We start from the raw sequence: 22,788 nt of genomic DNA, 5'->3' as shown, positions 1-22,788 counted from the left end.
TTATTTTGGTTTGTTTCTTTTTTTTGGTTTTTATGGGATTTGGGGCTGCTGCTGCTGTTTTATGTGGTTTTGTCTAAATTTAGACCTACGTTTTGTAAAATTTTTTCTTGTAAAGCAAGCATTATTTGAAACTCTTCTTCGGTGCGGTGTTGATAACCCTTAAGATGCAAAAAACCATGCACTGCTAAAAAAGCAATTTCGCGTTCTAAACTGTGCTTGGCTGTTTGTGCTTGGACTTGGGCTTTGGAAAAAGAAATAAAAACATCGCCTAAAGAATTGTCTTCTAAGCCTGCAAAAAAAGTTAAATCATTAGGAAAAGACAAAACATCTGTGGGATAATTTTTTTGGCGATAAAAGGAATTAAGTTCTTGAATTTTTTCGTTGGTAACAAAAATGAGATGCATTAATTTTTTTTCTTTGATGGGTAAAAACATTTTAATTAATAAAGATTTAAAAGGTGTGATGCAAAAAGAAGTTTGATTGTGGATTTTAATGATCATTTAGCATTTCCTATTTGGGGTTTGGGTGGTGGTTGTAGTTTTGGTTGCAATTGAGTTGTTTTTTTGGTAATTTTTAATAATGAGATTATTTTTTGATGATTTGAGCGAACATTTGAACGAATAAAATAAAAAGACATTTGCAAAAAAAACTTAAGCAAATATAAGAAAATATAAAATAAAAAAAGCAACTTATTTCAAGTAGCTTTTAATTGATTAAAACATTAACGCTTTTTACTACGCATATTTTTTTGGCGATTTTTCTTTTGTACGCTTGGTTTAATATAATGTTCTTTGCGACGCGCTTCTGCTAGGACACCAGATTTAGAAACTTCTCTTTTAAAACGACGTAGCGTTTCTTCGATAGTTTCTCCTTTACGAAAAACAGTTTTTGGCATTAATATCTCCTTTCCGTAATCTCAAATTAAAAATTAGCAATACTAATTATATTGTATCTCTTTTTTTGTTGTTTGTCAATAAGAAAAAGCAAAAAAATAATTAAATATTTTTGTAAGTGGTTTTGTCTTTTGTTTATGGTCGTTTTTTATGGTGAAATTTGTCATAAATACGGTTAAATGAAATGCAATAGTAATAATGTATTTTTATATTTATATAAATGAGTAATTTTAAATTTGAAGTTGTTTTTGTAATTGTTTAGTTTTTAAGTATAATTGAAAAAAATGACTGCACTGTTCAAGCATGTTTGTGATAAAATTCGGGTCTTCTTTGACTTCGATATTTTTGTTGGTTTGGTCGTTTTGATAGACTAAAAAGTAAGCTTTAATTGATTGAGAACAATAAATTTGGGCTTGGAGTTGGGCATAATAGATAGTAGGCATTTTTCCTTCATTTAAAAAGGATTGCCAAGTATAAGAGGCAAAAGAAATGGGGCATTTGATTTCTAAGAGGCTTTGGGATTGGGCGTCCCATCCATCCAAAGAAGCAGACATGAAATCTTTGACAAAGACTTTGGGTTCGAATTGCATTTTTTGTGTTTGGTTGAAAAAATTTCTTGCTTGGGGTTCCAAAATTCGTCCGCGTTTCATTGCTTCGTTGTCTTCGATTGGAGTGCCAAAAACTTTTCTTTTTAATAATTGCTCTTTGGTTTCAAATGGATTTAAGCCCATGATAGCTGCTACTTCGGAAGCATTAATGTATTTTTTGCGATGATTGTGCCAAGCTAAGGTATTTTGTTCTAATTGCATATGGCATCAACTATTGTTGGCACCAAAAGGAAAGTCCAAAAAAAGCCATGGTTAAAACAGTAAGAAAGCAGTTTAAGAAGAATTGTTCGCCTTTGATTTTGCGTCCTTGTTTTTGTTCGGAAAAAGAATTTCCCAAAGAAAAGCTGTCGTTGCTATCTGCTAAAAATAAAGTACTTAAAATGATAAAAGTACAAATAGTTACAAAAAAAACGGTATAATTCATAAAAATCTCCTTTGATTTTGGTAATTTGATTTTGTTGTTTTGTTGTTTTTAAATTTCTAATCGATTTAATAAAATAATGATTGATGATTCGTTTTTTGATAAATGTTTAAAATTTACTTACTCTTTTATTTTAGCAAGACAAGCAGTTGTATTTTCAAATATTTTTATATTTTGGGAATTTATAAAGCGTACTTGGATTAAATCTTGCATGATGGCTTCCACTACGCCCAAGCCGAGAGTTTTGTGTTTGACTTTGTCTCCTTTTTGAAAAAAGCCATTTTCATTAGTGCAAGATACTTGGTTTGATTGGTTTGGTTGAAATAAATGTGGGGAAAAATAATTTGGTCTTTGGGTTTCTTTTGAAAAAAAGCCCATTTCTTGTAAAAAGCGTGAAGGTTGACTGTCTATTTGTTTGCCATATGAAACTCTTTGATAAGCCCCAGTTAAAAATAACTTTTCTTCGGCTCTTGTAATTGCTACATAAGCTAGACGTCTTGATTCTTCTAAATCGCTTTTTTCTTTTTGGTTGCAATCAAAAAAAATATCTTCAAAAGCAGCTATAAAAACCACTCTAAATTCTAAACCTTTGACTTTGTGAATAGTAGAAAGTTTAACGCGATCGTTTTTGCTTGGGGTTTTGGGGTCTTGTTCGGTTTGTTCGTTAATTTCGCTATACAAAGATATTTGATCTAAAAGTTGGGTTAGTTTTTCAAAAATGTTTCCTTCCAAATTTTTTTCTGCTTGCATAAAAACTGATTTTAATTCTTCGATGTAATGTAAAGCAGTCTCAGAATCTTTTATTGATTGCATTTTGTAAGTTTCATCGTTTTTGTGACAATACTTAATTTTTTCATCAATATGAGTAATTATATCACTAAGACAGTCAAAAGAATCATTAATTAGTTCTTGGCGTAAAGCTGTAATTAATTTTTTAAATTCGTTTAGTTTAGTTTTGGTATTTGGTTGAATTGGAGTTTGGTCTAGGTAGTTAAGGGCGTCAAAAAGAGCTAAGTTTTTTTCTTGGGCAAGTTGTTCTAGATGTGCAAGTGAAGTTGTTCCAATTCCTCTTTTAGGGGTGTTAATGATGCGTTTGAAATCAAAATCTTGTGAGGGATTTGCAATAACATTGAGATAAGCTAAAAAATCTTTGACTACTTTGCTTTGGTAAAATGAAATACCTCCAAAAACTTGATAAGGAATGCTGTTTGCTAAGAATTTTTCTTCCAAAGGGCGTCCCAAAATGTTAGTGCGATATAAAATAGTAAAATCTTTATAGCTGCAAATACCTTGTAAAACAAGGTTTTGGATGGTTTTTGTGATGTAGTCTGTCTCTTCTTTATAATCTGAAAAAAACTTGTAAATAACAGGTTCGCCTCCGCTTTTAGTGCTTTTGAGATTTTTTTTAAAAGGATGGTCTTCGTTGTGTTTAATCAAAAGGTTGGCTTTGTCTAGGATGTTTTTAGAAGAACGGTAATTTTGTTCCAAAAAAGCTAATTGAGGACTAAATTTATTTAAGAACAATTGGCTGTTTTCAAATCTGGCTCCTCGAAAAGAATAAATGTTTTGGTCAGGGTCTCCTACTACAAAAATATTTTGGTGGTTTTGGGCTAAAAGAGTCAAAATTTGGTATTGGAAAAAATCAGTATCTTGGAATTCATCAACTAATAAATATTGGAATTTTTGTTGATAAAAAGCCCTTACATCGGCATTTTCTTGGAGCAGTTGGTGCGTATATAAAATAAGGTCATCAAAATCAACTAAATTATTGTTTTGCAAAAAAATTTGATATTTAGCTTTGATTGGCATTTCGAATTCGTATCTGTTTTCACGTTGAAAATTGTGTTCTTTTTGGGTTGCGTGTTGCAAAGTGTCTTTGTTTTGTGGTTCGTGTTTTCTTTTGATAGCAGAAATGTTTTTTCTTAATTCGCTAATTTTTATTCTTTTGGGGTCGATATTCATTTCTTTTAAAATGTCTTTGATGATTTTTTTGCAGTCGTTGTCATCTAAAATTTTAAAATTGGTGCGATATGAAAATGGTAAAAAGGGGATAAATTTTCTCAAAATTTGGTTTCCCAAAGAGTGAAAAGTGCAAATAGTAATGCCTTTGGTTTTTTCTTGACCGATCATTTTGGCAAGTTTTTCTTGCATTTGTTTGGCAGCTTTGTTGGTGAAAGTAAGGGCTAAAATTTGGTTGCTTGGTAAGTTTTTTTGTTCGATTAAATAAGCAATTTTAGCATTTAAAGTGGTGGTTTTACCAGTGCCTGCTCCTGCTGCTAGATAAAAAGATTTAGCATTGCTTGTGACTGCTGCAAGTTGGGGTTTATTTAATTTTTCTAAAAAATTGGTTTTATTGGAAAACATTTTTATACCTTTTATTTCGTTGTTTATCCTTTTTGTTTTGTGGTGTTTTTTCTGGGAGTGTTTTTTGGTTGGGTGATTTGATGGGATTTATTAGTTTTTATTTTTTTAGTAGAACAAATTTATTTTTGAGGATTTGATTTTAAGCTTACTACTTCATTGAAATTAAGTTCTTGCGTTTTTCCATTTGTGTCTTTTGTGATTTTGTCTGCTGCAAAATAACCTTGTCTTAGAAATTGCAAATGGTTTTTGCAACAACAGCTTTTTTGTAAACTTGATTCTACAAAACCTTTTTTGATATGCCAGGATTTATAGTTGAAATTGCCATTTGTGCAAAGTAGTGGAGCAAAAAAATTAAAAGTGGCTTTGCAAGCAGTCTTTGCTTCTACAAAATGAATAGTTCCGTTTGGTTTTCTATCTTTAAAGCCGCTGCCGCTTTTGGTTTGGGGGTCGTATGTTGCAAGAATTTCTGTTATTTCTCCTTTGTTGTTTTTGACAACATCGTAAGCTTTAACAAAATAAGCATGAAATAATCTTACTTCTTCGCCCAAAGTTAATCTTTTATAATTTTTATCTGGTTTTTGGAGTGCAAAATCGTCTTTTTCAATGTAGAGATGGCGGGAAAAATAAATTTCTCTTTCTTGGGTTTGTTCTTTTCCTTTTGTTTGTTCTTGATTTTGTTCTGGGGTTTTTCCTTGGGTTTGAGATGTGTTGCAACATTTACAAGTATGAAAATTATTAGTCCAAGGAGCTTTTAGATTTTCTATTTGGTTTTCAGGAAAGTTAGTAATAGTAAGTTTGAGGGGGTTTATAACTGCCATGCGAGGCAAGGATTTTCCTTTAAGGTCATCTCTTACAAAAGATTCTAACATTTCTTGTTTAACTTGTGAATTTACTTTGGATAAGCCTGTTTCAAGGACAAAATTTTTGATAGCTTCAGGAGTGTAGCCTTTTTTGCGGATGCCTGATAAAGTTGGCATTCTAGGGTCATCCCAACCTGTTACTAAGTTTTTTTCTACCAAATTATTAAGATGTCTTTTGCTCATCAAAGTTTGGGTAAGATTAAGTCTTCCAAATTCAATTTGGCGTGGAGTATGTTTGGCTTTTGTTTCTTTGATTATCCAATCATATAAAGGTCTGTGGTCTTCGAATTCCAAAGAACACAAAGAATGTGTGATGTTTTCAAAGGAATCTTCCAATGGATGAGCGTAATCATAGGTAGGGAAAATATGCCAATGTTTTTGTTTTAAAGTAAAAGCAGAAAGAATACGGTACAAAATAGGGTCTCTCAAATTAAGGTTAGGGCTTTGCATATCAATTTTGGCACGCAAAACTTTGCTACCTTCTACAAATTTTCCTTTTTTCATTTGTTCAAATAGCAAGATATTTTCTTCAATACTACGATTGCGATAAGGAGAATTGGTACCTTTTTGGGTTAAATTACCGCGACTTTGGGCAATTTGTTCAGCGGTTTGGTCATCAACATAGGCTTTTCCTTGTTTGATTAAAAAAAATGCCATTTGATACATTTGAGGGAAATAATCTGAGGCAAAAGTGATTTTGTAAGGAGTGTATCCCAGCCATTTGATGTCATTGAGGATGGCATTAACATAAATTTGTTTTTCTTTGGAAGGGTTGGTGTCATCATAACGTAAAAGGGTTTTGCCTTCAAAAAAATGTGCCAATTCAAAATTAATAATGATGGCTCTGGCGTGTCCTAAATGTAAAAAACCATTGGGTTCGGGCGGGAAACGTGTAATGATTTGGCTGCATTTTCCGCTTTGGAGGTCTTTTTGAATGATGGTTTTGATGAAATTTGATTGTTTTTGCATTTTATAAGTCCTTTTTCTTTTTATTTGGTTTATTTGGGGTTTGGGCTTTTTGGGTGGTTTTGTTTGTGAAAAAATTTGTTTGGGAATCTTAGTTTTGGTCTCCAATTTTTATTAGTTAATTTATGTATTTTATTTATGATTAGAAATATAATTTAGGATTTTGAAAAAATAGACTTCTAAATATCGCTGTCAATATCATATCCTTCATATATTTTAATCAAAACACTCTATTATATTATACTAGCATTTTGAAAATATTTTTCATTTTAACAGTTGGAAGTTGGTGAAAGTGGGTTAGGGTTTATATTAAATTTAGATTTGCATTAAGCATATATCAATTTACAAAAAAAGACATTCATTTAATGAATGTCTTTTGTATTTTAAAAAAATGGAGAATAAAAGCAAGAAAAAGTAAGGAATAAATTATATAATTATAATAAATAATAATATTCTTGTTTTTCTTTTTGAAGTTGGCGTATTTCTATGGAAATATTTTCAATATCATTTAATAATTTAGATAAATTATTGAAAAAAACATTTATTTGTTTTTGTTCTTTTAAAGCGGGTAATTTAAAAGTTAGTTGATAAAAAACATTTTTATCAATTTCGGATATTACCCCTTGTTTTCCAATAACCTTTAATTTTTTATGAACTTGAGAATTTTTTAAAAAATTCAATATAAAATTAGCATCAAACCCCTCTTTAACTTCAAAAACTGAATAAATATTAGAAATCAATACTGGTTTATTATAAATATTATAAGCAATTGATTTATGTTTTAAGAAATCTCTGTTGTTCATAACAATATTGTTGGGATATGCTATTCTATAATTTTTAATGTTTTTTTTAAATTGTTTGTTATTATCTCTTAAAATCAAACCTTTTTTACAATCTAGACTACAAATATCATAAGGGAAGCTATCTTTATTTGTTTTTGTTATTTCTTGTATTATATCTTTAATTGCTATTTCTTTTCTTTCTTTAGAATTTTCGAAAAATAATTCAATCTCTTTTTCTATTTGTTGTATTTTTTGAGATAAATTATTTTTTTTAGTTTCTAATAATTCTATTTCTCTTTTGAAAATCGCAATATTTTTTATATTTACCTCTTTGTTTTCTTGTAAATGATTTGAACAATATAAGTTTGTGGTTAAAACATAATTATTTTTTCTAATTTGCTCTATATTTGCTATTGACATTTTGTCATTTTTTTTATTTTGTGACACCATTTCCATTATATCTTTAATATTTTTTTTGCCTAATTGTCTTAGAGAAATACCACTTTTAATTCTTTCATGCATTTCTGATGCATCAATAAAACGAATTTGATGTTTTTGATTTTCTACACATTTTTGTATAATTAAAATATAAGTAATGGTTGTTTCAGATACATAAGGGAAAATATTTAGGGGTAATTGTATAATTGTATCAATATATTTATTTTCTACTAAAAATTTTCTAAATTCTATTACTCCGGGTGTAGAAGCGCATAAAACTCCAGATGGTAAAATAACACCTAAAGTGCCATCTTCTTCTAAGAGATGTAACATATGCATTATAAAAGCTAGTTCTCCTCTTTTTTTAGGAATTGATTTGCCTTTTAAATAAAATCTGTCGCAATTTTCTTTATTTTTTTCTTTATTATTGGTATACTATGGAGTGCCAAAAGGAGGATTAGCGATGATAATGTTGTATTTTTGTTCTAAATGGCTTTGATGTGGGAATAATAAAGTATCCCCATTTTCAATCTTTAAATTATAATAAGGTATATCATTTTTTTATTTTTGACCGCTAAAATCTTTATTATTATTTATATGATTTATAATTTTTAAAAGTAAAGATCCGCTACCAAAAAAAGGATCATATATTTTTGTAATATTTTTATTTTTTGTTTTATGACAAATGATTTGTGATAAAAGTTCAGAAACAGAGGGTGGTGTAAAAAATTCTCCAGATTTTTGTTTTTTAGTAATGTTATCGCTAACAAATGTTTCAATTAAATACATATAAATTTCACCCATTGCATCTTCACAAAATTCATTACCTGAAAAAATATTGTCGATGCCTGTAATAAGGGTTTTTAATTTTGTATTTTTTTCTTCCTCGTTGCCTAATTTGGATTTTTCGGTTAAATCAAAATTTTCAAATAATCATTTAAAACAATGTGACTCAATAGATTTTAAAGCTTTATCTATTGCAACAAAACTAAAATTATCTTGATTAATAGAATTATTTAAATTAGCCCATAAATACTGAGGTTCAATGTGAAATCCACAAAAACCTTTTATATTGTTTTTAAATCTTGATTTTTCATTCGAATCCCATTTATCCCATGCTTGTTTATATTTCTCAAAGGATCCCAATATTGTAGTTTTACAAATATCTTTTTCAAATTTTATAGATAAATAACGGAAACTTAAAAGAGGTAAAATATAATCTTTAAAAATAGTTGTATCCACAGAATTTCTTAAAGTGTTATTAATCAAATTCCATAATTTTTGTTTACAAATTTGAACATTTTGATTTTTGTCATTTTTCATATTATAATTTTCCTTAATTTTGTCATTTTTGGATATCTTTATAATTACTGCATCAATCTTAAATTTCATCTCTTAATTTAAATGCATAAAGATAAGGCAAAACTTCGCTCTTTTGCCCTTTATTTTTATCCATATATTCTTTTATTTGGTTTTCATTTTTGCTGATATGTTCTCTTAGAATAAAATCTTTAAAACCCAGATCATTTTTTTTATAATCAAAATAAGCATTAATTAATTTTTCCAAATCTTTACTATTTTCAAAACAAAATTCTTTGCTTTTTACCTCTATTTCTCTTTTGCTTTCTTGTTCTTTAATTAAATCTTTAACAAAATTCTTCCACAAATTAGATAAAATATTTCTTATAGCCCCCCCTTGTTGAGCATTTTGTGTTATTGTAGAAAAAATTTTATCATCTTCAATTTTATTTAAAAAAAATTCTTGCTGTTCTTTAGTCACATCATTATTATTTTCGTCCAAAATATTTTTTATTTCTTTATTAAAATTTTTGTTTTGTTGTGATGAAATGCTTTTATGTATTTTTTGTTCAGTTTTTTCAAATGATGATATTAATTTGTTTATATAATCTAAATTAATAAATGCGCTACCAACGTGTTTTATTTCATCTTTTGGATTCGACGTGTTTTGTGGTGTTCCTGATTTAATTTTATCTCTTTTGTTTTTATAATCTAAGAACTCTTCCTTGTCTATTTCATTTTTAAAATATTTTTCTTCAAACTCTGTTTTTATCCTAATAATATTTCTTATTTTAGAATATTTATCAAAAATATCTATGAATTTTTTTTCTTTTTCTGTATAACCCATAATATTTTTTTCAATATATTTTACATTAGGAGCTAATTTTCTTATTTGTTTTAAGTAATCTTTATATTCTAGTTTTAATTCTTCATAACTTTTTTTCTTTTTGATTGTGTGTTCTGGATCAAATAAACCCATTGCTTCATTAAATAATAAAGCTTGGTCGTTGTCCTTTTTCTTCGTTTGAAAACAATAAATATTACCGTATTTTTTGCTTTTATCATGTTTTCTAATTGTTCTAGAAAATGCTTGGATTAAATTATGGTATTTCAACTCTTTGTCTAAGTATAAGGTATTTAATAGAGGAGAATCAAAACCAGTTAAAAACATGTTGACTACCAAAAGTAAATCTATTTTTTGATTTTTATTATCAGTTTTCATTTTTTCTAATATTTGTTCATGATATCTTTTTTCATTAACAAAAGGCGTTTTATCATCTACAAATTGATTTTTTGTTTTTTTGCTAAAATTTTTATAAAAATCACTTTTATTGATTTAAAAGCCTCCCTTTTATCGTCATTTTTTTCATTTTCAGAGTTAAAATGTTCAGAACAAATAGCTGCTATTTTTAAATCATGTTCATTTTCCTTGTTTTTAAATATGTTATAATATTCTATTAAATCATCAATATTAGAAACAGCAAATAAGGCATTATATTTTTTATTTTGTGTTAAATCATGATAAGAATTTAGAATCTTTTTTACTACTTCTTCTTTACAAGTTGAATTATTTTTTGTTTTTCTATAATATTCCACATTATAATCAATAACAAATTTATCTTTTAGAGCATTGGAAAAACGATATTCATGTATACATTTATTAAAAAGTTCTTTTGTTGTTTTAGCATTTTTACTAAGTTTATTTTTTTCGAAAATAGGCGTCCCTGTAAACCCAAAAAAATAAGATCCATAAAAATATTTAATCATATTTTCATGCATTTCTCCTTTTTGCGATCTATGGCATTCATCTATGATAAAAAACATTTTTTCATTTTTATATTTTTTTAAAAAATCTTCATTTTTATATTTTTTTATTAATGAATGTATTTTTTTTAAAGTCGTTACAATTATTTTTCCACTAGCATTGTTTTTATTTTGCATTATTTCTTTAAGATTTTCTACCTTTAATATTTCTTGAGTTGAAACTTTTTCAAAACTATTAAATTCTTGAAGAGTTTGCAAATCTAGTTCTATGCGGTCAACTATAAAAAAACAATAATATTTTTTTGAGTTTCATTAATGGATATAAATTTTTTCAAATAACGACAAAGTAAAAAAGCAGTTAAAGTTTTACCTGAACCTGTGGTATGCCAAATATGACTATTTTTTTTTTTAATGTTATTTGTAACATTTAAAGGACTTTCTTGAGTTATTTCTTTTTTTGTGAATTCAACAATTTTTTTTATAGTGTGAAATTGATGAGGTTTAGCAACCATTAATTTTTGATTTTTTTCATGATGCACCAAAAAGAAAAATAGAAACAATGCTAAATGGCAACGTTGTAAAAATTCTGGAATAAATTCCATGATTTCATTTCTTTTATTATTGTTTTCATCACTCCATCCAAAACAGAATTTATTTAATTCCTTGCTTTTTCCTGCGTCTTGATTTGAAAAATATTGAGTATCGGTTCCATTTGAAATTATAAAAAGTTCTATACATTTAAATAAACCTTGTTGTTTTAATTTAGGGAAATAGTCTTCTACTTGTTTAAAAGCTTTGTCAAGCCCTTTATCCAAACTTCTTTTTTTTAATTCTATTAATACCAGCGGTATGCCATTAATTAATATTACTATATCATACTCAGCTGATTTTGACTCGTTTTTATATGAATTTTGAGCAGGAACGTTTTGTGCTACTTGAAAAATATTTTTACACCAATTTTCTTTATTAAAAAAATTAAAATAAAAATAGTCTTTTTTTGTCTTTTTTTGGAATTTTTATTTCTTTTCTTAAATATTTATAAATGTCGATAACATCCATTTTTTCATTGGTAAGCAATTCACTATTAATTGTAGAAAACCAGTATTCATTCAGCTCCTCCTTCCCCTTCTCTTGAAAAGAAGTGTCAGGACCATACCTACTGTTATATTCTATAAATTGTCTTTTAAAATTATCCTCTAATTTTTCTTGTGTTTTGATGCTAACTTCTGCATAACCCATTTTTTTAATTTGTTAATAATGCTTTTTCTTAATATCGCCTCTTCCTTTTTATTTTTTTGTTTTTTATTATTTAAACACATATTTGTTAATTCTCCACTCTCATTAACTATTTTAGAAAATATTTAAAATGAAAAAAAATAATTAGATAATTTGTCTTTTGTATATTAGGTCGTTGATTTATATTTAATATTTAAACGTCGCTTGATAAACGTTATTAACTATATTTTATCAAAAAAAACAACAATATAATTCGTTATTTTAACCATTTTTTATGTCTTTTTGGCTTTTATTTTTTCTTTATGGGTGGGAATTAATTTTATTTTAAAACGATTATAAATTATTATTTTGATATTTTTTGGGTTATAATAAAGTCATAAGCAATTTAGTTTATTTTAGATTATTATTTATTATGTTAATTATTTTATTTATAGACAAATAGCTTTTATAATTTTAATCAGTTATCGAGTATATTGTTTTTAGCAAAACCAAAGAAATAGAAAAAATATATACTCAAAATGGTGAAAAATATTTTGTTCAAAACAATGGCGATATAGAAAATAAAAATGGCGACAAAGTATTTTTCAGAAAATGCGAGACAATAGAAAAAATAAACCGCAAAAATGGGCAAATAGAATTTTATAAAAAGAATGGCAAAATGAATAAAAAAGAATTGAAAGATGGAACTCTTATTTATTATGACGCAAAGGGAAAAAAATACAAAAATAATAAATGTAAAATTAATTCAATCTAATCGTATTCTAACCATAGAATAGATCAATATTTTTAATTACAATAAACAAATAATTCATTTGCAAATTTGCAAAATAAACTTCTATTTTCATCTAATAATATGTTATAATATTTAGGAGATTTTTTTGTATATAAAAAATTATTTATGTTCTAATTTATCTAGATGTATTGTTGTGGTTTGGGCATAATTTAATCAAAGGAGTTTTTAGTGTCTTATTTAGTTTTATACAGAAAATACAGACCACAAACTTTTGCAGATGTTGTCGGTCAAGAAATTATTATCCAAACTTTAAAAAATGCCATCAGATACCAAAAAATTAATCATTGTTATCTTTTTAGCGGCAACAAAGGTACTGGAAAAACTACTTTAGCCAAAATTTTTGCCAAAGCCATTAATTGCTTGTTGCCCAATCAAGGAGATGTGTGTTTTTCTTGTCATTATTGCCAAAACTTTACCAAAGCAAACACAGACATCACAGAAATTGATGGCGCTTCTTATAATGGGGTTGACGAAATCAGAGAATTACAGGATAAAGCCCAATACAAAGCTCACACAGGCAAATACAAAGTCTATATTATTGACGAAGTTCACGTCCTTACGCCAAACGCTTTTAACGCTTTGTTAAAAATTTTAGAAGAACCGCCCGAACATGTAGTTTTCATCTTGATTACTACCGAAATTTATAAAATCCCTGACACCATTTTTTCGCGCGCCCAAAGTTTTGCCTTTGAAAATTTGAACCTCAAAAACATCACTGCACAATTAACCAAAATTGCTGCTTTGGAAAATATGTTTATCACTGAAGATGCCATCAAAAGCATTGCTTGCCATTCGGAAGGTGGAATGCGAAACGCCCTTAGTTTGTTAGATCAGGTAAGCGCTTATCAAAATAATTTGATTACTTCAGAAGATGTTGCAAATATTAAAGGTACGGTGTCTGCCAGCATTATCAAAAAAATGTTCCAAAATCTACTAAAAAAAGAAGCGATCAAAGCATTGCAACTTTTGCACAAAGTAATTGATTCAGGCAAAAACATCGACCTTTTAATTTTAGATTTAATTGATGCTATCAAAGATTATTTAATTTGGAATGCCAAAAATAAAAAAGATTCCAAAACATCGCCACTTTCCCAAGACCAAAAAATATTATTGCTTGAAGAAACAAACCACATTGATCATTTTTTAAGAATCTTAATTAAATTACAACAAGACCTCAAAAAAAGCGATCAAAAAAAATCTTTGGTAGAAATTGCCTTTTTGCAAATATGCTCTCTACATTCTTTTCAATTTCAAGCCAATTTACAAGAAACCCAACAATTTGTAACAAATAAAACAAATATTTACAATAATGAGCAAGCATCACTTGCATTAGATGAAACAAATGCCAAAGAAAATTATGAACCAACAAAGCTTACCCAAAACAATACAGAAAAAAAAACCTTTGACAAAACAGAAAAAATCAAACTAACTAAACTTGCGTCAATAGCAAACGAAAAACCACCAAAAGCACCAAAAACAGAATATCTGCATCCAGTCCAAGATTTACAGTCTCAAAATAATTTTTCACAAAAAACACCTAACAATTCTACTACCTCCGAATTGACTCAACAAAATAACTTGCCTTCCCAAAACTCACAAGAAACCAAATCCCCAACAAAAAAAAACCCTTATTTTTCCAATTCTTCTCTTTGTGATTTGATATCATTTGCAATTAATATTTTATCTAATCAAGACGAGCCAACCAAAAACAAAATAACAAATTTTTGGACAAATTTAAAAAATCGCTATTCTACTCACAGTTATTATAAAAATGTATCCGAAATTTTGGATAGAGGAAAAATAGTTGCTTTGAGTCAATCCCAACAAATGATTTTAGTTTTTGAAGATGAAGATGCCTTTGAACTTGTTTTACAAAAAAACATCAAACAAAAAGCTTTAGAAATTTTGAATAACGACACTTTTGCAATTACAGACTACATTGCTTTTTTAAAACAAGATTGGCAAGCCTTAGAAACTTTTTACAACAAAAATCATCCTCATCCAAACCAGGCATCAATTGCAAAATTCACAGCTACTTGCAATTTTGATCTTGACTTATATCAAATCAAAGCGACCCAACCAACCAAGCCTGCTATTATCCAACTAGCTTATGATTTTTTTGGTAAAGATATAGTAGAAATAATTAACTAGGAGCAAAAAATTATGAAAACACAATCTAATATGTTTGAAAAATTAAAAAAAATGCAAGAAGCAATTGAAAACGCCCAACAACAATTAGAATTACAAGAATTTATTGGCAAAGCAGGGGATGTAGAAATTGTTTTACAAGGCACCAAACAAGTCGTAGATGTTATTATTTCTCAAATTCACAGCAAAGCAATTCTCCAAGAAAGCGTTTTGTTGGCTTTTAATGCTGCTTTAAAAAAGTTAGAAAGAAAATCCAAAGAACTCATGCAAAAAGCATCTGGATATTTGATAGAATTCTAAAATTTTTACCCCCCCATATTTTGCATTTCTTTATTTTATTTAGCCCTTTTCTTTTCTTTTTATTTTATCACTTATCATTATTTCCCAAATCCCAAACATTATTACATTAAAAGGAGGTATTTTATGAAAAAAACCAAAACTCCAAAATCACTTTTGGAAACTGCTTATGACATTATGAAAAAACATCACAATCCTGTTTCAGTCTATGATTTATTAAAACAAACATTGCAAAAACACCAAATCCCAAATAACAACCCCAATGTAGCTAATCAGCTTTATTTAGACATCGCTTTGAGCGGAAAATTTGTTTTTTGTGAAGACAATCAATTAATTATTAAAGAAAATAATAAACTTTTTTGGGATAAAGATTTTTTTGAAAAAACTCAAATTTCAAACGACGAACCTCTAGACGAAGATACTAATTTACAAGAATTAGATTTTGAGGATTTCCTTTCTGACAAAGACACTGTCCAAACTGACCCTCTACAAGATGATTTGCTTGATTTAGAAGACAAACCTTCAGAAGAACAAAACAAAGACGATGACAAAATTGAAGATGATATTGTTTTAGAAGACAAAGATGATTATGAAGATCCATTAGAAGAAGAATACGAACATCTTTATGAAAAATAATTACTACTTTACAATTTGCATTTACAAACAACCAATCAATAATTATCAAGTTTTTTAAGTTCATTAATATCCTTTATTCTTGATTGATAAGGGATTTTTCCTTTTTTATTTCCCCCAACTCTAAACAACCAAAAATGGTTTAAGAAAAAACATTAGTAAAACGAGGTTAAATAATATGTTTTTAGGTTTTTACAATTATACAACTTATTTAACTTACCTAAATTTAATGAGTGGTTTTTGTGGCATTGGCTTTGGTGCTTGCGGCAAATACACTTCTGCTTTAATCTGCCTATTAATATCAGGCGTTTGTGATATGTTTGATGGTGTGGTAAGCCGAACCAAAAAAAATCGCAGTCATACAGAAAAAAGCTATGGCATTCAAATTGATTCTTTAGCCGATATAATAAGCTTTGGCGTCCTTCCTATTTTTATTAACTATTCTTTGAGTTTCAAAGGTGAAACTTCAACCCTAAAAGAAGAATTTTGGCTATTTGCACTTGTTTGGCTAGTTTGGGGCTTTTATCTTTTGGCAGCCTTAATTAGACTTGCTTATTATAATGTTTTAGCTGAAACCCAAAAATACGACTCTCAAAGCCCTTCTTATTTTACAGGTTTGCCCGTAACTGCAGCTGCTATTTTATTTCCTTTTTTATTTTTAGCTAAGTTTATTTGCAAAACTTGGGATTTCAAAAGTTTAGGATTTATCGAACAAAGACCTACTTTTTTTTGGTTTCATTTTGCCTGCATATTACTTTTAACTTTTTTATTTCTTTGTAAAAAAATCCATTTCCCCAAGCCAAAAGCCAAAACTACAATAACAATTATTTTATTATTAGCACTAAATTTTATCCTATTTATGTTGCTTAAAATCTTATTAAAATATTTGTTACCAATGGCAATTACAAAGTGAGCGATTTACAATATGAAAATAGTTAATTTAGAAGGAAAAATTATTTGTCAAGACCCAGCAAGTCGCCTGCAAAAATTTTTATACACAAACTTAGAAAAAAACTTTTGGAAAAGATGCCTTCTCAAAATTTTGATCACTAAACCTATTTCTTGGTTAGTTAATCTGTATTTTTATTCTCCTTGGTCACGCCAATACGCTTTGAAAATCATCGAACAACACCAAATTGATTTAAGCTTATTTGAAAAACAAAAATTTAGTTCTTATAATGATTTTTTTACAAGAAAATACAAAGAACTTGCTATTCCTCAAGACAACTTTGCTTTTATCAGTCCTTGTGAATCCAAATTAAGCATTTATCCTATCACCAAAAAAGCACTCTATTGCATCAAAGAAACCAATTACAGTTTAGTTGATTTGTTGCAAAATCCCACATTAGCTCAAGAATACGAGGAAGGCTATTTGCTTATTTTCCGCTTAGAACCCCATGATTATCACCGTTATCTTTTTGTAGACGAAGGTTTTTTTCAAATGTTTCCTTGCAAAATCAAAGGAAAATTACATACAGTAAATCCCATTGCCTTTGAAAGTTTTGATGTGTTTAAAACAAACACTCGCGAATATAGTATCTTACAAACCAAAAATTTTGGTAAAATAGTTCAAATAGAAGTAGGAGCCACATTGGTAGGAAAAATCCAAAATCATCCTTTGCAAACGTTTTCAAAAGGTCAAGAAAAAGGCTATTTTGATACAGGAGGTTCAACTATTATTATCTTAGTTAAAAAAAATATAGTTTCATTTGATCCTCGTATTTTAGAACACACCCAAAAAAGATATGAAACCCAAATCCCTATTTTAACTGTTATTGGTAAAAAAATAACTCCTACAAAGCCCCATCCAATCACTTATAAATCCTTCTCTGAACCCATTACACCCCAACCAAAATCAAATCAAAACTCCAATTGCACCACACAAGCCAATCATAAAGAAAGCGAAGTATAAAAACTTGAATAATAAAGATTTAAAAACCAAATTTATTTTTATTACTGGAGGAGTCGTTTCAAGCCTAGGAAAAGGCATCACTGCTGCTTCTATTGGACAAATTTTAAAAAATAGAGGTCTTAAAGTAAGTATTCAAAAACTAGATCCTTATATTAATATTGATCCTGGAACAATGAGCCCTTATCAACACGGTGAGGTCTTTGTCACTGATGATGGCGCTGAAACTGATCTTGATTTGGGTCATTATGAAAGATTTTTAGATGAAAACATGAGCAAAAAGTCAAATGTCACTGCAGGGCAAATTTATCAAAGTGTGATCAATAAAGAACGCGAAGGCAAATACTTAGGTAAAACCGTTCAAGTTATTCCACACATCACTGAAGAAATCAAACAAAAACTAATTGATGCTGCTCTTTTTCACAAATCAGATGTTGTTATTGTAGAAATTGGAGGCACCGTAGGAGACATTGAATCATCGCCTTTTTTAGAAGCCATCAGACAAGTGCGCTTTGATTTTGGTTATCACAATGTTTTGTATCTTCATACCACTTTAGTTCCTTATTTAAAAAAAGCTCAAGAAATCAAAACAAAACCTACCCAACACAGCGTTAAAGAATTACGTGCTTTAGGAATACAACCTCAAATTTTGGTCTTACGTAGTGAAGTTCCTATCAACCAAGAAACCAAAAATAAAATTGCTGCTTTATGTGACATCAATCCACAAGCTATTTTTGAAGCCTTAGATGTTGATATTTTATATCAAATGATTCTTAACTTGCATCATCAAGGAATCGATGATTTTATTTTACAACATTTAAAACTTACTAATTTTTCAAACGCCGATTTGCAAGCCTGGCAACAACTAATTACACGCATCCAAAATTTAGAAAAAAAAGTAGTCATTGCTCTAGTGGGTAAATACATTGTTTTACATGATGCTTATTTATCAATCATAGAAGCTCTTAAACATGCTTCTTATCAATATAATTGTAAACTGGAAATTAAATGGATAGATGCTGAAAAAGTAACGCCAGACAATATTTCTTCTTTGCTTGAAGACTATGATGGTATTTTAGTTCCTTATGGTTTTGGCAATCGCGCTATTGAAGGCAAAATTTTAGCCATTAATTATGCAAGAACTAACAATATTCCTTTCTTTGGGATTTGTCTAGGTATGCAGTTAGCAGTTATTGAATATGCCCGCAATGTGCTACATTTACAAGGTGCCAATTCTTTGGAAGTTGACGAAAAGACGCCGCATCCTGTAATTACTAAAAAAATAGTTGACAGCAATTTAGGAGGAACCCTGCGATTAGGTTCTTATCCGTGCCATCTTAAAGCCAACACCAAAAGTAAAGCTATTTATAATCAAGAAATAATTTATGAAAGACATCGTCATCGTTTTGAGATGAATCCTCATTATGTTGCTTTATTTGAAAAAAATAATGATTTTGTTGTTTCTGGAATAAATCAAGAACAAAAGCTTTGTGAAATTATTGAGTTAAAAAGCCATCCTTGGTTTATTGCAGTACAATTTCATCCTGAGTTTTTGTCAAGACCATTAAAACCACATCCTTTATTTAAAGGGTTTGTTGAAGCGTCTTTATTAAATCAAAAAAATAAATAATTTATAAATGAAAAAAACTACCTTTTTAAGGTAGTTTTTTTTATATGTATAATAAAAAACACCCTTAATAAGGGTGTTTTTATTTGGTTAAATTATTAACTTTTTCTTGGAGGTTTTTGGCATTATCGTTTTTAAATAATTTTTTTATATTTGAAAAAATTGTATCATCTGCTTTATTATCGTTTTTTTTTAAATAATCATAAGCATCGTCTTTTGCTTTAACAATTTTTTCGTATAGGTCTTTTACTACTTCGTATTCATTGCTAGTTGATTCTTTATAATATGCAATTACGTGTTTATTTACTGCTTCTAAATTAGTTTTAATGCTGGCAAGTTTGGAATTAACATTGCCTTTATTTTCTTCTTTTGTTAACTTTTCAACTGAATTATACAAATTTTGAGCTGCTTGTTTTGCCCAAACTTTTTTAGGAGAAAGCCAGTTAACAGGATTAAAAGAAATATAAAAACCTAAACCTACATAAAGAGTAACAGTAATAAAAATAATGCCAGTAATCATTTTTCCTCGTTTAGTTGCTAAAAATTTCATCTTTTTAATTCCTTTACTAGTTATTTTTCATAAATAAAATAATTGAAATACTAAAAAAATAATTACATAAGTAATTATAACACATAAAAAGAGTAAGCTTGACTTTTTGTTTGCCCAAACTGAGTGTTATTTTATTTTTTTAAAAAGTTTTGCTAAGGCTTTGTCTGCTTTTTCATCGGGTATAACTGTCAAAAATTTCTTTTTGCCAAGCAAAGTGTTGATGTAAAAAACAGAGGTTTTTTTAACACAAAGAGCTTCTTCAATTGTGTTTTTAATTTCTTCATGACTAAATTCTTGGTCTTGATACCAATTTCTAACTAAGTCTAATTCGTTAGATGTAAGAGTTTGTCCTTTGTTGTGTTCTAAATATTCAATAGTTTGTTGGATTAAGGTAAGTTGGTTTTGGCGTTTGGATTCGCGAATTTGGTCTTGATAGATTTTTTCTAGCTTGGCAAAAGTGGGGTGTAGTGAAAAAACTTCAATAATTTTATGGTTTTTAGTTTCTTGGGAAAGGTCAAAAAAATCCTTTGACATTAATTGTTCTAAAATATGTTCTACTTCTTTTTTAGTGATTCCTGCTTTTTTGGCTAAGGCGTTGGACGAAAAGACGCGTTTTTTGGAAAAATCTAGTAAGAATAGCAAAATAGTTAGTTCAGGGTAGGTTAATCCTAATTTTTGGTATTCTTGAATTAACATTTTTTCTACTTGTAAAAAACCATCTTCGTAAATTTTTTGAAACATAACCATATTATTATTGAAGCTCCTTTTCTTTGCCGCCTTTGTTGTTGAGTAGTTCTTTGGGCTTGGCAACTTTTGATAATGCTTGTTGGGCTGCTTTTTGCTCAGCGGCTTTTTTAGTGCTGCCTTCACCTGTTCCTAAAAGATTTTTTTCTAAATAAACTTCTGCTACAAAATTTTTAGAATGAGCAGGTCCTTGCTCTTGGACTATTTTATATTGGATAGTTTTTTTTTCTGACTGAACTATTTCTTGTAATTGAGTTTTAAAATCAATAATATAGATAGTTTTGGCTAAGTGAGGTAAGACAATATTATGAAAAACTTTTTTGGCTGTCAAATATCCTAAATCAAGATAAATAGCACCAAATAAGGCTTCAAAAGTATCTGCCATAATACTTTTAGCATTAAAATCTTTGTTTTTTTCGCCTTTGCCTAAAAGAAGATAATTTTGCAATTCAATGTTTTGAGCGTAGATGGTAAGTGACCTTTCACACACCGCTTGAGCTCTTTTTTTAGTCATAATGCCTTCGTCTTCTTTGGATTGGGAATAAAGATAGTCAGCCATAAGTAAGCCTACGATGGCATCTCCTAAAAATTCAAGTCTTTCGTTGTCTTCTTGGGGTGGGTTTTGTTCGTTAGAATAAGAGCTGTGGGTAAGAGCTTGTTTGTAAAGGGCAAGGTTTTGGGGAGTGATATTGAGGGTTTGAAAAAGAGTTTGGATGTTTTTCATAGGGGTTGGCTTTCTTTGGTGGTTTCAGAATTTTTGGGAGTTTCAGAGGTTTTGGGAGCTGTGTTTGTTGTTGATGTTTGTTTACTTTGGGTTTCTTTGTTTTTTGCACTTTCTAAAGAATGAGCAATTTTTTGATTTACTTGGGCTTTAATTAGTTTTTGAGCTTGTAAAATAGCTTGGCAAAAAGCGTAAGCTTGGGAAGAGCCGTGAGCTTTAATGACAATTTTGTTAAGTCCTAAAAGCATAGCTCCTCCAATTTGGCGTGGGTCTAGTTGGTTTTTTAATTGTTGTAGTGGTTTTTTAAATAAAGTTTTAGTGGCCATTTTTTTGATAAGATTTTTAGTAAGGATAGTTTTTAAGTGGTTCATGAAATTAAGAATTGTGCCTTCATAAGTTTTTAAGGCGATGTTGGCAGTAAATCCATCACTTAATAAAATGTCTGCTGAAGTAGTAAGAAGGTTTTGAGGTTCTTCGTTACCGCCAAAATTAAGATTGGAGTCTTGGGATAAAAGTTGGTAAGTTTCAAGTTCCAAAGCTCTTCCTTTGGTAGGCTCTGTTCCGATGTTAAGTAGTTTTATTTGGGGATTTGGAATTTCTAAAATTTCTTTGGCAATAATGGTGGCATAATTTGCAAAAGTGTGCAAATGCTGGGGTTTTAGTTCGGTGTTAGCGCCTGCATCTAACAAAATTCTTGTTCGATTATCAAAGGAATTAAACATAGGGGCAATGGCAATTCTTTGCATTAAAGGCATTTTTTTAAGAATAAGATGACTTGCTAAGACCAAAATTTGGGTAGCGCCTGCCGAAACTACTCCTTGAACCTCATCTTGTTTGGCTGCTTCAAGCGCTAAAAATAAAGAAGCGTTGGGAGTGGCTTTTAATTGGTCTCTTATATTTTTGTCGGCTGATCTTAAAAAATAAGGGGTGTGTTTGATAGTAATTTGGTTGTTGCCAAAAAAAGGAGTTTTTTCAATAAGTGGAGTTATTAATTTTTGATTGCCATATAAAACGACGTGAAGTTCTTTATTTTTATTTAAGGCAAGCAAGGTTCCTTTGACAATTTCTAATGGGGCAAAATCGCCTCCCATGGCATCTATTGCTATTTTAATCATAAAAAAGCTCCTTTCTTTTGTGTATTGTTTTTGAAATTTGATTTTGTTTTTGTTTTTTAGATTAAATTGTTTTGTTGGTAAATAAAACGTTTGAGGTTTTTTAAGTTTGGGGTTCATTAAAAAGTATTTTATTTTTACCAAATCGAAATATAGAGGCAAAAAATAAAAATAGGGCTAAATCATAATTTGATTGTTTCTTTTGTGAAGTGTTGAAAAATTATAATCCATCATAATAAATTACTTTGATAATAATTATCTTCTAGCCTTTTTGAGTTAAAATTTCAAAGCATTTGCAATTAAAAGAAATTTCAGAAAAAGCATTATCAAAATAATTTTCAAGTTGCAATTAATAAGTCTTGGCAAAAATGTGGCAAAAATAAAAAAAATAAAGAGGCAAATAATGATATCAAAAGATTGGTTGACAAATAATTATAGAAACAAAAAGATAATTTAGAACAAATTAATGATAAATTTATTACAAATATTTTTTTATCAAAATAAAATTTATAATAATTTGCTATAATAGTAAATGAAATGTTAAATAAAAAAACTACATTAAACAGTTCAATATTATTTTATCATATTAGGAGATAATTTCATTATTTTAAGTTTTTAAGTAA

General features: G+C 28.7%; 22 protein-coding genes and 1 pseudogene. 6 read left to right on the top strand and 17 right to left on the bottom strand.

Going from position 1 to position 22,788, the window contains the following annotated elements; translation table 11 throughout:
- Positions 1 to 59: 59 nt before the first annotated feature.
- The 13 genes and pseudogenes from ybeY to QN326_RS03350 form a co-directional block, all read right to left on the bottom strand.
- Positions 60 to 500, bottom strand: coding sequence for an rRNA maturation RNase YbeY (ybeY, locus tag QN326_RS03410; RefSeq protein WP_011160973.1), 441 nt, complete (start codon positions 498 to 500; stop codon positions 60 to 62).
- Between the two features lie 221 nt (positions 501 to 721).
- Entirely contained in the window at positions 722 to 895 is a 174-nt protein-coding gene (rpsU, locus tag QN326_RS03405; protein WP_011160972.1) for a 30S ribosomal protein S21, read from the bottom strand.
- 228 nt (positions 896 to 1,123) lie between these two features.
- Positions 1,124 to 1,702, bottom strand: coding sequence for a YqaJ viral recombinase family protein (locus QN326_RS03400; RefSeq protein ID WP_011160971.1), 579 nt, complete (start codon positions 1,700 to 1,702; stop codon positions 1,124 to 1,126).
- 10 nt (positions 1,703 to 1,712) lie between these two features.
- A complete protein-coding gene (locus tag QN326_RS03395) occupies positions 1,713 to 1,925 on the bottom strand; it encodes a hypothetical protein (RefSeq protein ID WP_034172127.1) in 213 nt (70 codons plus the stop codon).
- Between the two features lie 117 nt (positions 1,926 to 2,042).
- Positions 2,043 to 4,286, bottom strand: coding sequence for an ATP-dependent helicase (locus tag QN326_RS03390; protein WP_342386488.1), 2,244 nt, complete (start codon positions 4,284 to 4,286; stop codon positions 2,043 to 2,045).
- A gap of 119 nt (positions 4,287 to 4,405) precedes the next feature.
- Positions 4,406 to 6,115, bottom strand: a complete 1,710-nt coding sequence (gene glnS, locus QN326_RS03385; RefSeq protein WP_034172133.1) for a glutamine--tRNA ligase — start codon at positions 6,113 to 6,115, stop codon at positions 4,406 to 4,408.
- Between the two features lie 431 nt (positions 6,116 to 6,546).
- A complete protein-coding gene (locus QN326_RS03380) occupies positions 6,547 to 6,993 on the bottom strand; it encodes a restriction endonuclease subunit S (RefSeq protein WP_041624842.1) in 447 nt (148 codons plus the stop codon).
- Positions 6,994 to 7,245: 252 nt separating this feature from the next.
- Positions 7,246 to 8,136, bottom strand: a pseudogene (locus tag QN326_RS03375) (HsdM family class I SAM-dependent methyltransferase); the annotation flags it as partial.
- Positions 8,137 to 8,265: 129 nt separating this feature from the next.
- Complete coding sequence (locus tag QN326_RS03370) at positions 8,266 to 8,655, bottom strand: type I restriction-modification system subunit M N-terminal domain-containing protein (protein WP_342386487.1); 390 nt, start codon at positions 8,653 to 8,655, stop codon at positions 8,266 to 8,268.
- A 58-nt stretch (positions 8,656 to 8,713) separates the two neighbouring features.
- Positions 8,714 to 9,967, bottom strand: a complete 1,254-nt coding sequence (locus tag QN326_RS03365) for a type I restriction endonuclease subunit R, EcoR124 family (protein WP_425323431.1) — start codon at positions 9,965 to 9,967, stop codon at positions 8,714 to 8,716.
- Complete coding sequence (locus QN326_RS03360; RefSeq protein WP_342386485.1) at positions 9,910 to 10,653, bottom strand: DEAD/DEAH box helicase family protein; 744 nt, start codon at positions 10,651 to 10,653, stop codon at positions 9,910 to 9,912. The genes QN326_RS03365 and QN326_RS03360 overlap by 58 nt, the downstream gene beginning before the upstream one ends.
- 20 nt (positions 10,654 to 10,673) lie before the next feature.
- A complete protein-coding gene (locus QN326_RS03355) occupies positions 10,674 to 11,339 on the bottom strand; it encodes a type I restriction endonuclease (RefSeq protein ID WP_342386787.1) in 666 nt (221 codons plus the stop codon).
- Positions 11,340 to 11,370: 31 nt separating this feature from the next.
- Positions 11,371 to 11,634 (bottom strand): hypothetical protein, encoded by a 264-nt coding sequence (locus QN326_RS03350; protein ID WP_050707731.1) that lies wholly within the window; start codon positions 11,632 to 11,634, stop codon positions 11,371 to 11,373.
- 958 nt (positions 11,635 to 12,592) lie between these two features.
- Between QN326_RS03350 and dnaX the strand changes: the two genes are divergently transcribed.
- The 6 genes from dnaX (at position 12,593) to QN326_RS03320 (ending at position 19,041) form a co-directional block, all read left to right on the top strand.
- Positions 12,593 to 14,575: a DNA polymerase III subunit gamma/tau gene (gene dnaX / locus QN326_RS03345; protein ID WP_342386484.1), complete on the top strand. Its 1,983-nt coding sequence runs from the start codon at positions 12,593 to 12,595 to the stop codon at positions 14,573 to 14,575.
- A 12-nt stretch (positions 14,576 to 14,587) separates the two neighbouring features.
- Positions 14,588 to 14,872: a YbaB/EbfC family nucleoid-associated protein gene (locus tag QN326_RS03340; protein WP_034172222.1), complete on the top strand. Its 285-nt coding sequence runs from the start codon at positions 14,588 to 14,590 to the stop codon at positions 14,870 to 14,872.
- Between the two features lie 123 nt (positions 14,873 to 14,995).
- Positions 14,996 to 15,505: a DNA-directed RNA polymerase subunit delta gene (gene rpoE / locus QN326_RS03335; RefSeq protein WP_034172221.1), complete on the top strand. Its 510-nt coding sequence runs from the start codon at positions 14,996 to 14,998 to the stop codon at positions 15,503 to 15,505.
- 175 nt (positions 15,506 to 15,680) lie between these two features.
- Positions 15,681 to 16,415, top strand: coding sequence for a CDP-alcohol phosphatidyltransferase family protein (locus QN326_RS03330; RefSeq protein WP_342386483.1), 735 nt, complete (start codon positions 15,681 to 15,683; stop codon positions 16,413 to 16,415).
- A 12-nt stretch (positions 16,416 to 16,427) separates the two neighbouring features.
- A complete protein-coding gene (locus tag QN326_RS03325) occupies positions 16,428 to 17,414 on the top strand; it encodes a phosphatidylserine decarboxylase (RefSeq protein ID WP_034172219.1) in 987 nt (328 codons plus the stop codon).
- A gap of 4 nt (positions 17,415 to 17,418) precedes the next feature.
- Entirely contained in the window at positions 17,419 to 19,041 is a 1,623-nt protein-coding gene (locus QN326_RS03320) for a CTP synthase (protein ID WP_034172218.1), read from the top strand.
- Positions 19,042 to 19,120: 79 nt separating this feature from the next.
- Here the strand turns inward: QN326_RS03320 and QN326_RS03315 are convergent, their stop codons facing one another.
- The 4 genes from QN326_RS03315 to plsX all read right to left on the bottom strand — a co-directional run bounded on the left by QN326_RS03315 (position 19,121) and on the right by plsX (position 22,168).
- Complete coding sequence (locus tag QN326_RS03315; RefSeq protein ID WP_342386482.1) at positions 19,121 to 19,588, bottom strand: hypothetical protein; 468 nt, start codon at positions 19,586 to 19,588, stop codon at positions 19,121 to 19,123.
- A 126-nt stretch (positions 19,589 to 19,714) separates the two neighbouring features.
- Positions 19,715 to 20,335, bottom strand: a complete 621-nt coding sequence (locus QN326_RS03310) for a DnaD domain protein (protein WP_173401683.1) — start codon at positions 20,333 to 20,335, stop codon at positions 19,715 to 19,717.
- A gap of 4 nt (positions 20,336 to 20,339) precedes the next feature.
- On the bottom strand, positions 20,340 to 21,056 hold the full coding sequence (gene rnc, locus QN326_RS03305) for a ribonuclease III (protein WP_342386481.1): 717 nt from the start codon (positions 21,054 to 21,056) through the stop codon (positions 20,340 to 20,342).
- A complete protein-coding gene (plsX, locus tag QN326_RS03300) occupies positions 21,053 to 22,168 on the bottom strand; it encodes a phosphate acyltransferase PlsX (RefSeq protein ID WP_034172224.1) in 1,116 nt (371 codons plus the stop codon). Before plsX ends, rnc begins: the two co-directional genes overlap by 4 nt.
- Positions 22,169 to 22,788: the final 620 nt, after the last annotated feature.

Origin of the sequence: Candidatus Phytoplasma asteris (genome assembly GCF_038505995.1) — a bacterium.
GTDB lineage: Bacteria > Bacillota_I > Bacilli_A > Acholeplasmatales > Acholeplasmataceae > Phytoplasma > Phytoplasma asteris.
This window is presented reverse-complemented; position numbering and strand designations above follow the sequence as displayed.

Bases quoted from the DNA above. Each gene is read 5' to 3' on its own strand.
- ybeY (WP_011160973.1), bottom strand. From the start codon at position 500: ATGATCATTAAAATCCACAATCAAACTTCTTTTTGCATCACACCTTTT.
- rpsU (WP_011160972.1), bottom strand. From the start codon at position 895: ATGCCAAAAACTGTTTTTCGTAAAGGAGAAACTATCGAAGAAACGCTA.
- QN326_RS03400 (WP_011160971.1), bottom strand. From the start codon at position 1,702: ATGCAATTAGAACAAAATACCTTAGCTTGGCACAATCATCGCAAAAAA.
- QN326_RS03395 (WP_034172127.1), bottom strand. From the start codon at position 1,925: ATGAATTATACCGTTTTTTTTGTAACTATTTGTACTTTTATCATTTTA.
- QN326_RS03390 (WP_342386488.1), bottom strand. From the start codon at position 4,286: ATGTTTTCCAATAAAACCAATTTTTTAGAAAAATTAAATAAACCCCAA.
- glnS (WP_034172133.1), bottom strand. From the start codon at position 6,115: ATGCAAAAACAATCAAATTTCATCAAAACCATCATTCAAAAAGACCTC.
- QN326_RS03370 (WP_342386487.1), bottom strand. From the start codon at position 8,655: ATGAAAAATGACAAAAATCAAAATGTTCAAATTTGTAAACAAAAATTA.
- QN326_RS03350 (WP_050707731.1), bottom strand. From the start codon at position 11,634: ATGGGTTATGCAGAAGTTAGCATCAAAACACAAGAAAAATTAGAGGAT.
- QN326_RS03340 (WP_034172222.1), top strand. From the start codon at position 14,588: ATGAAAACACAATCTAATATGTTTGAAAAATTAAAAAAAATGCAAGAA.
- rpoE (WP_034172221.1), top strand. From the start codon at position 14,996: ATGAAAAAAACCAAAACTCCAAAATCACTTTTGGAAACTGCTTATGAC.
- QN326_RS03330 (WP_342386483.1), top strand. From the start codon at position 15,681: ATGTTTTTAGGTTTTTACAATTATACAACTTATTTAACTTACCTAAAT.
- QN326_RS03325 (WP_034172219.1), top strand. From the start codon at position 16,428: ATGAAAATAGTTAATTTAGAAGGAAAAATTATTTGTCAAGACCCAGCA.
- QN326_RS03315 (WP_342386482.1), bottom strand. From the start codon at position 19,588: ATGAAATTTTTAGCAACTAAACGAGGAAAAATGATTACTGGCATTATT.
- QN326_RS03310 (WP_173401683.1), bottom strand. From the start codon at position 20,335: ATGGTTATGTTTCAAAAAATTTACGAAGATGGTTTTTTACAAGTAGAA.
- rnc (WP_342386481.1), bottom strand. From the start codon at position 21,056: ATGAAAAACATCCAAACTCTTTTTCAAACCCTCAATATCACTCCCCAA.
- plsX (WP_034172224.1), bottom strand. From the start codon at position 22,168: ATGATTAAAATAGCAATAGATGCCATGGGAGGCGATTTTGCCCCATTA.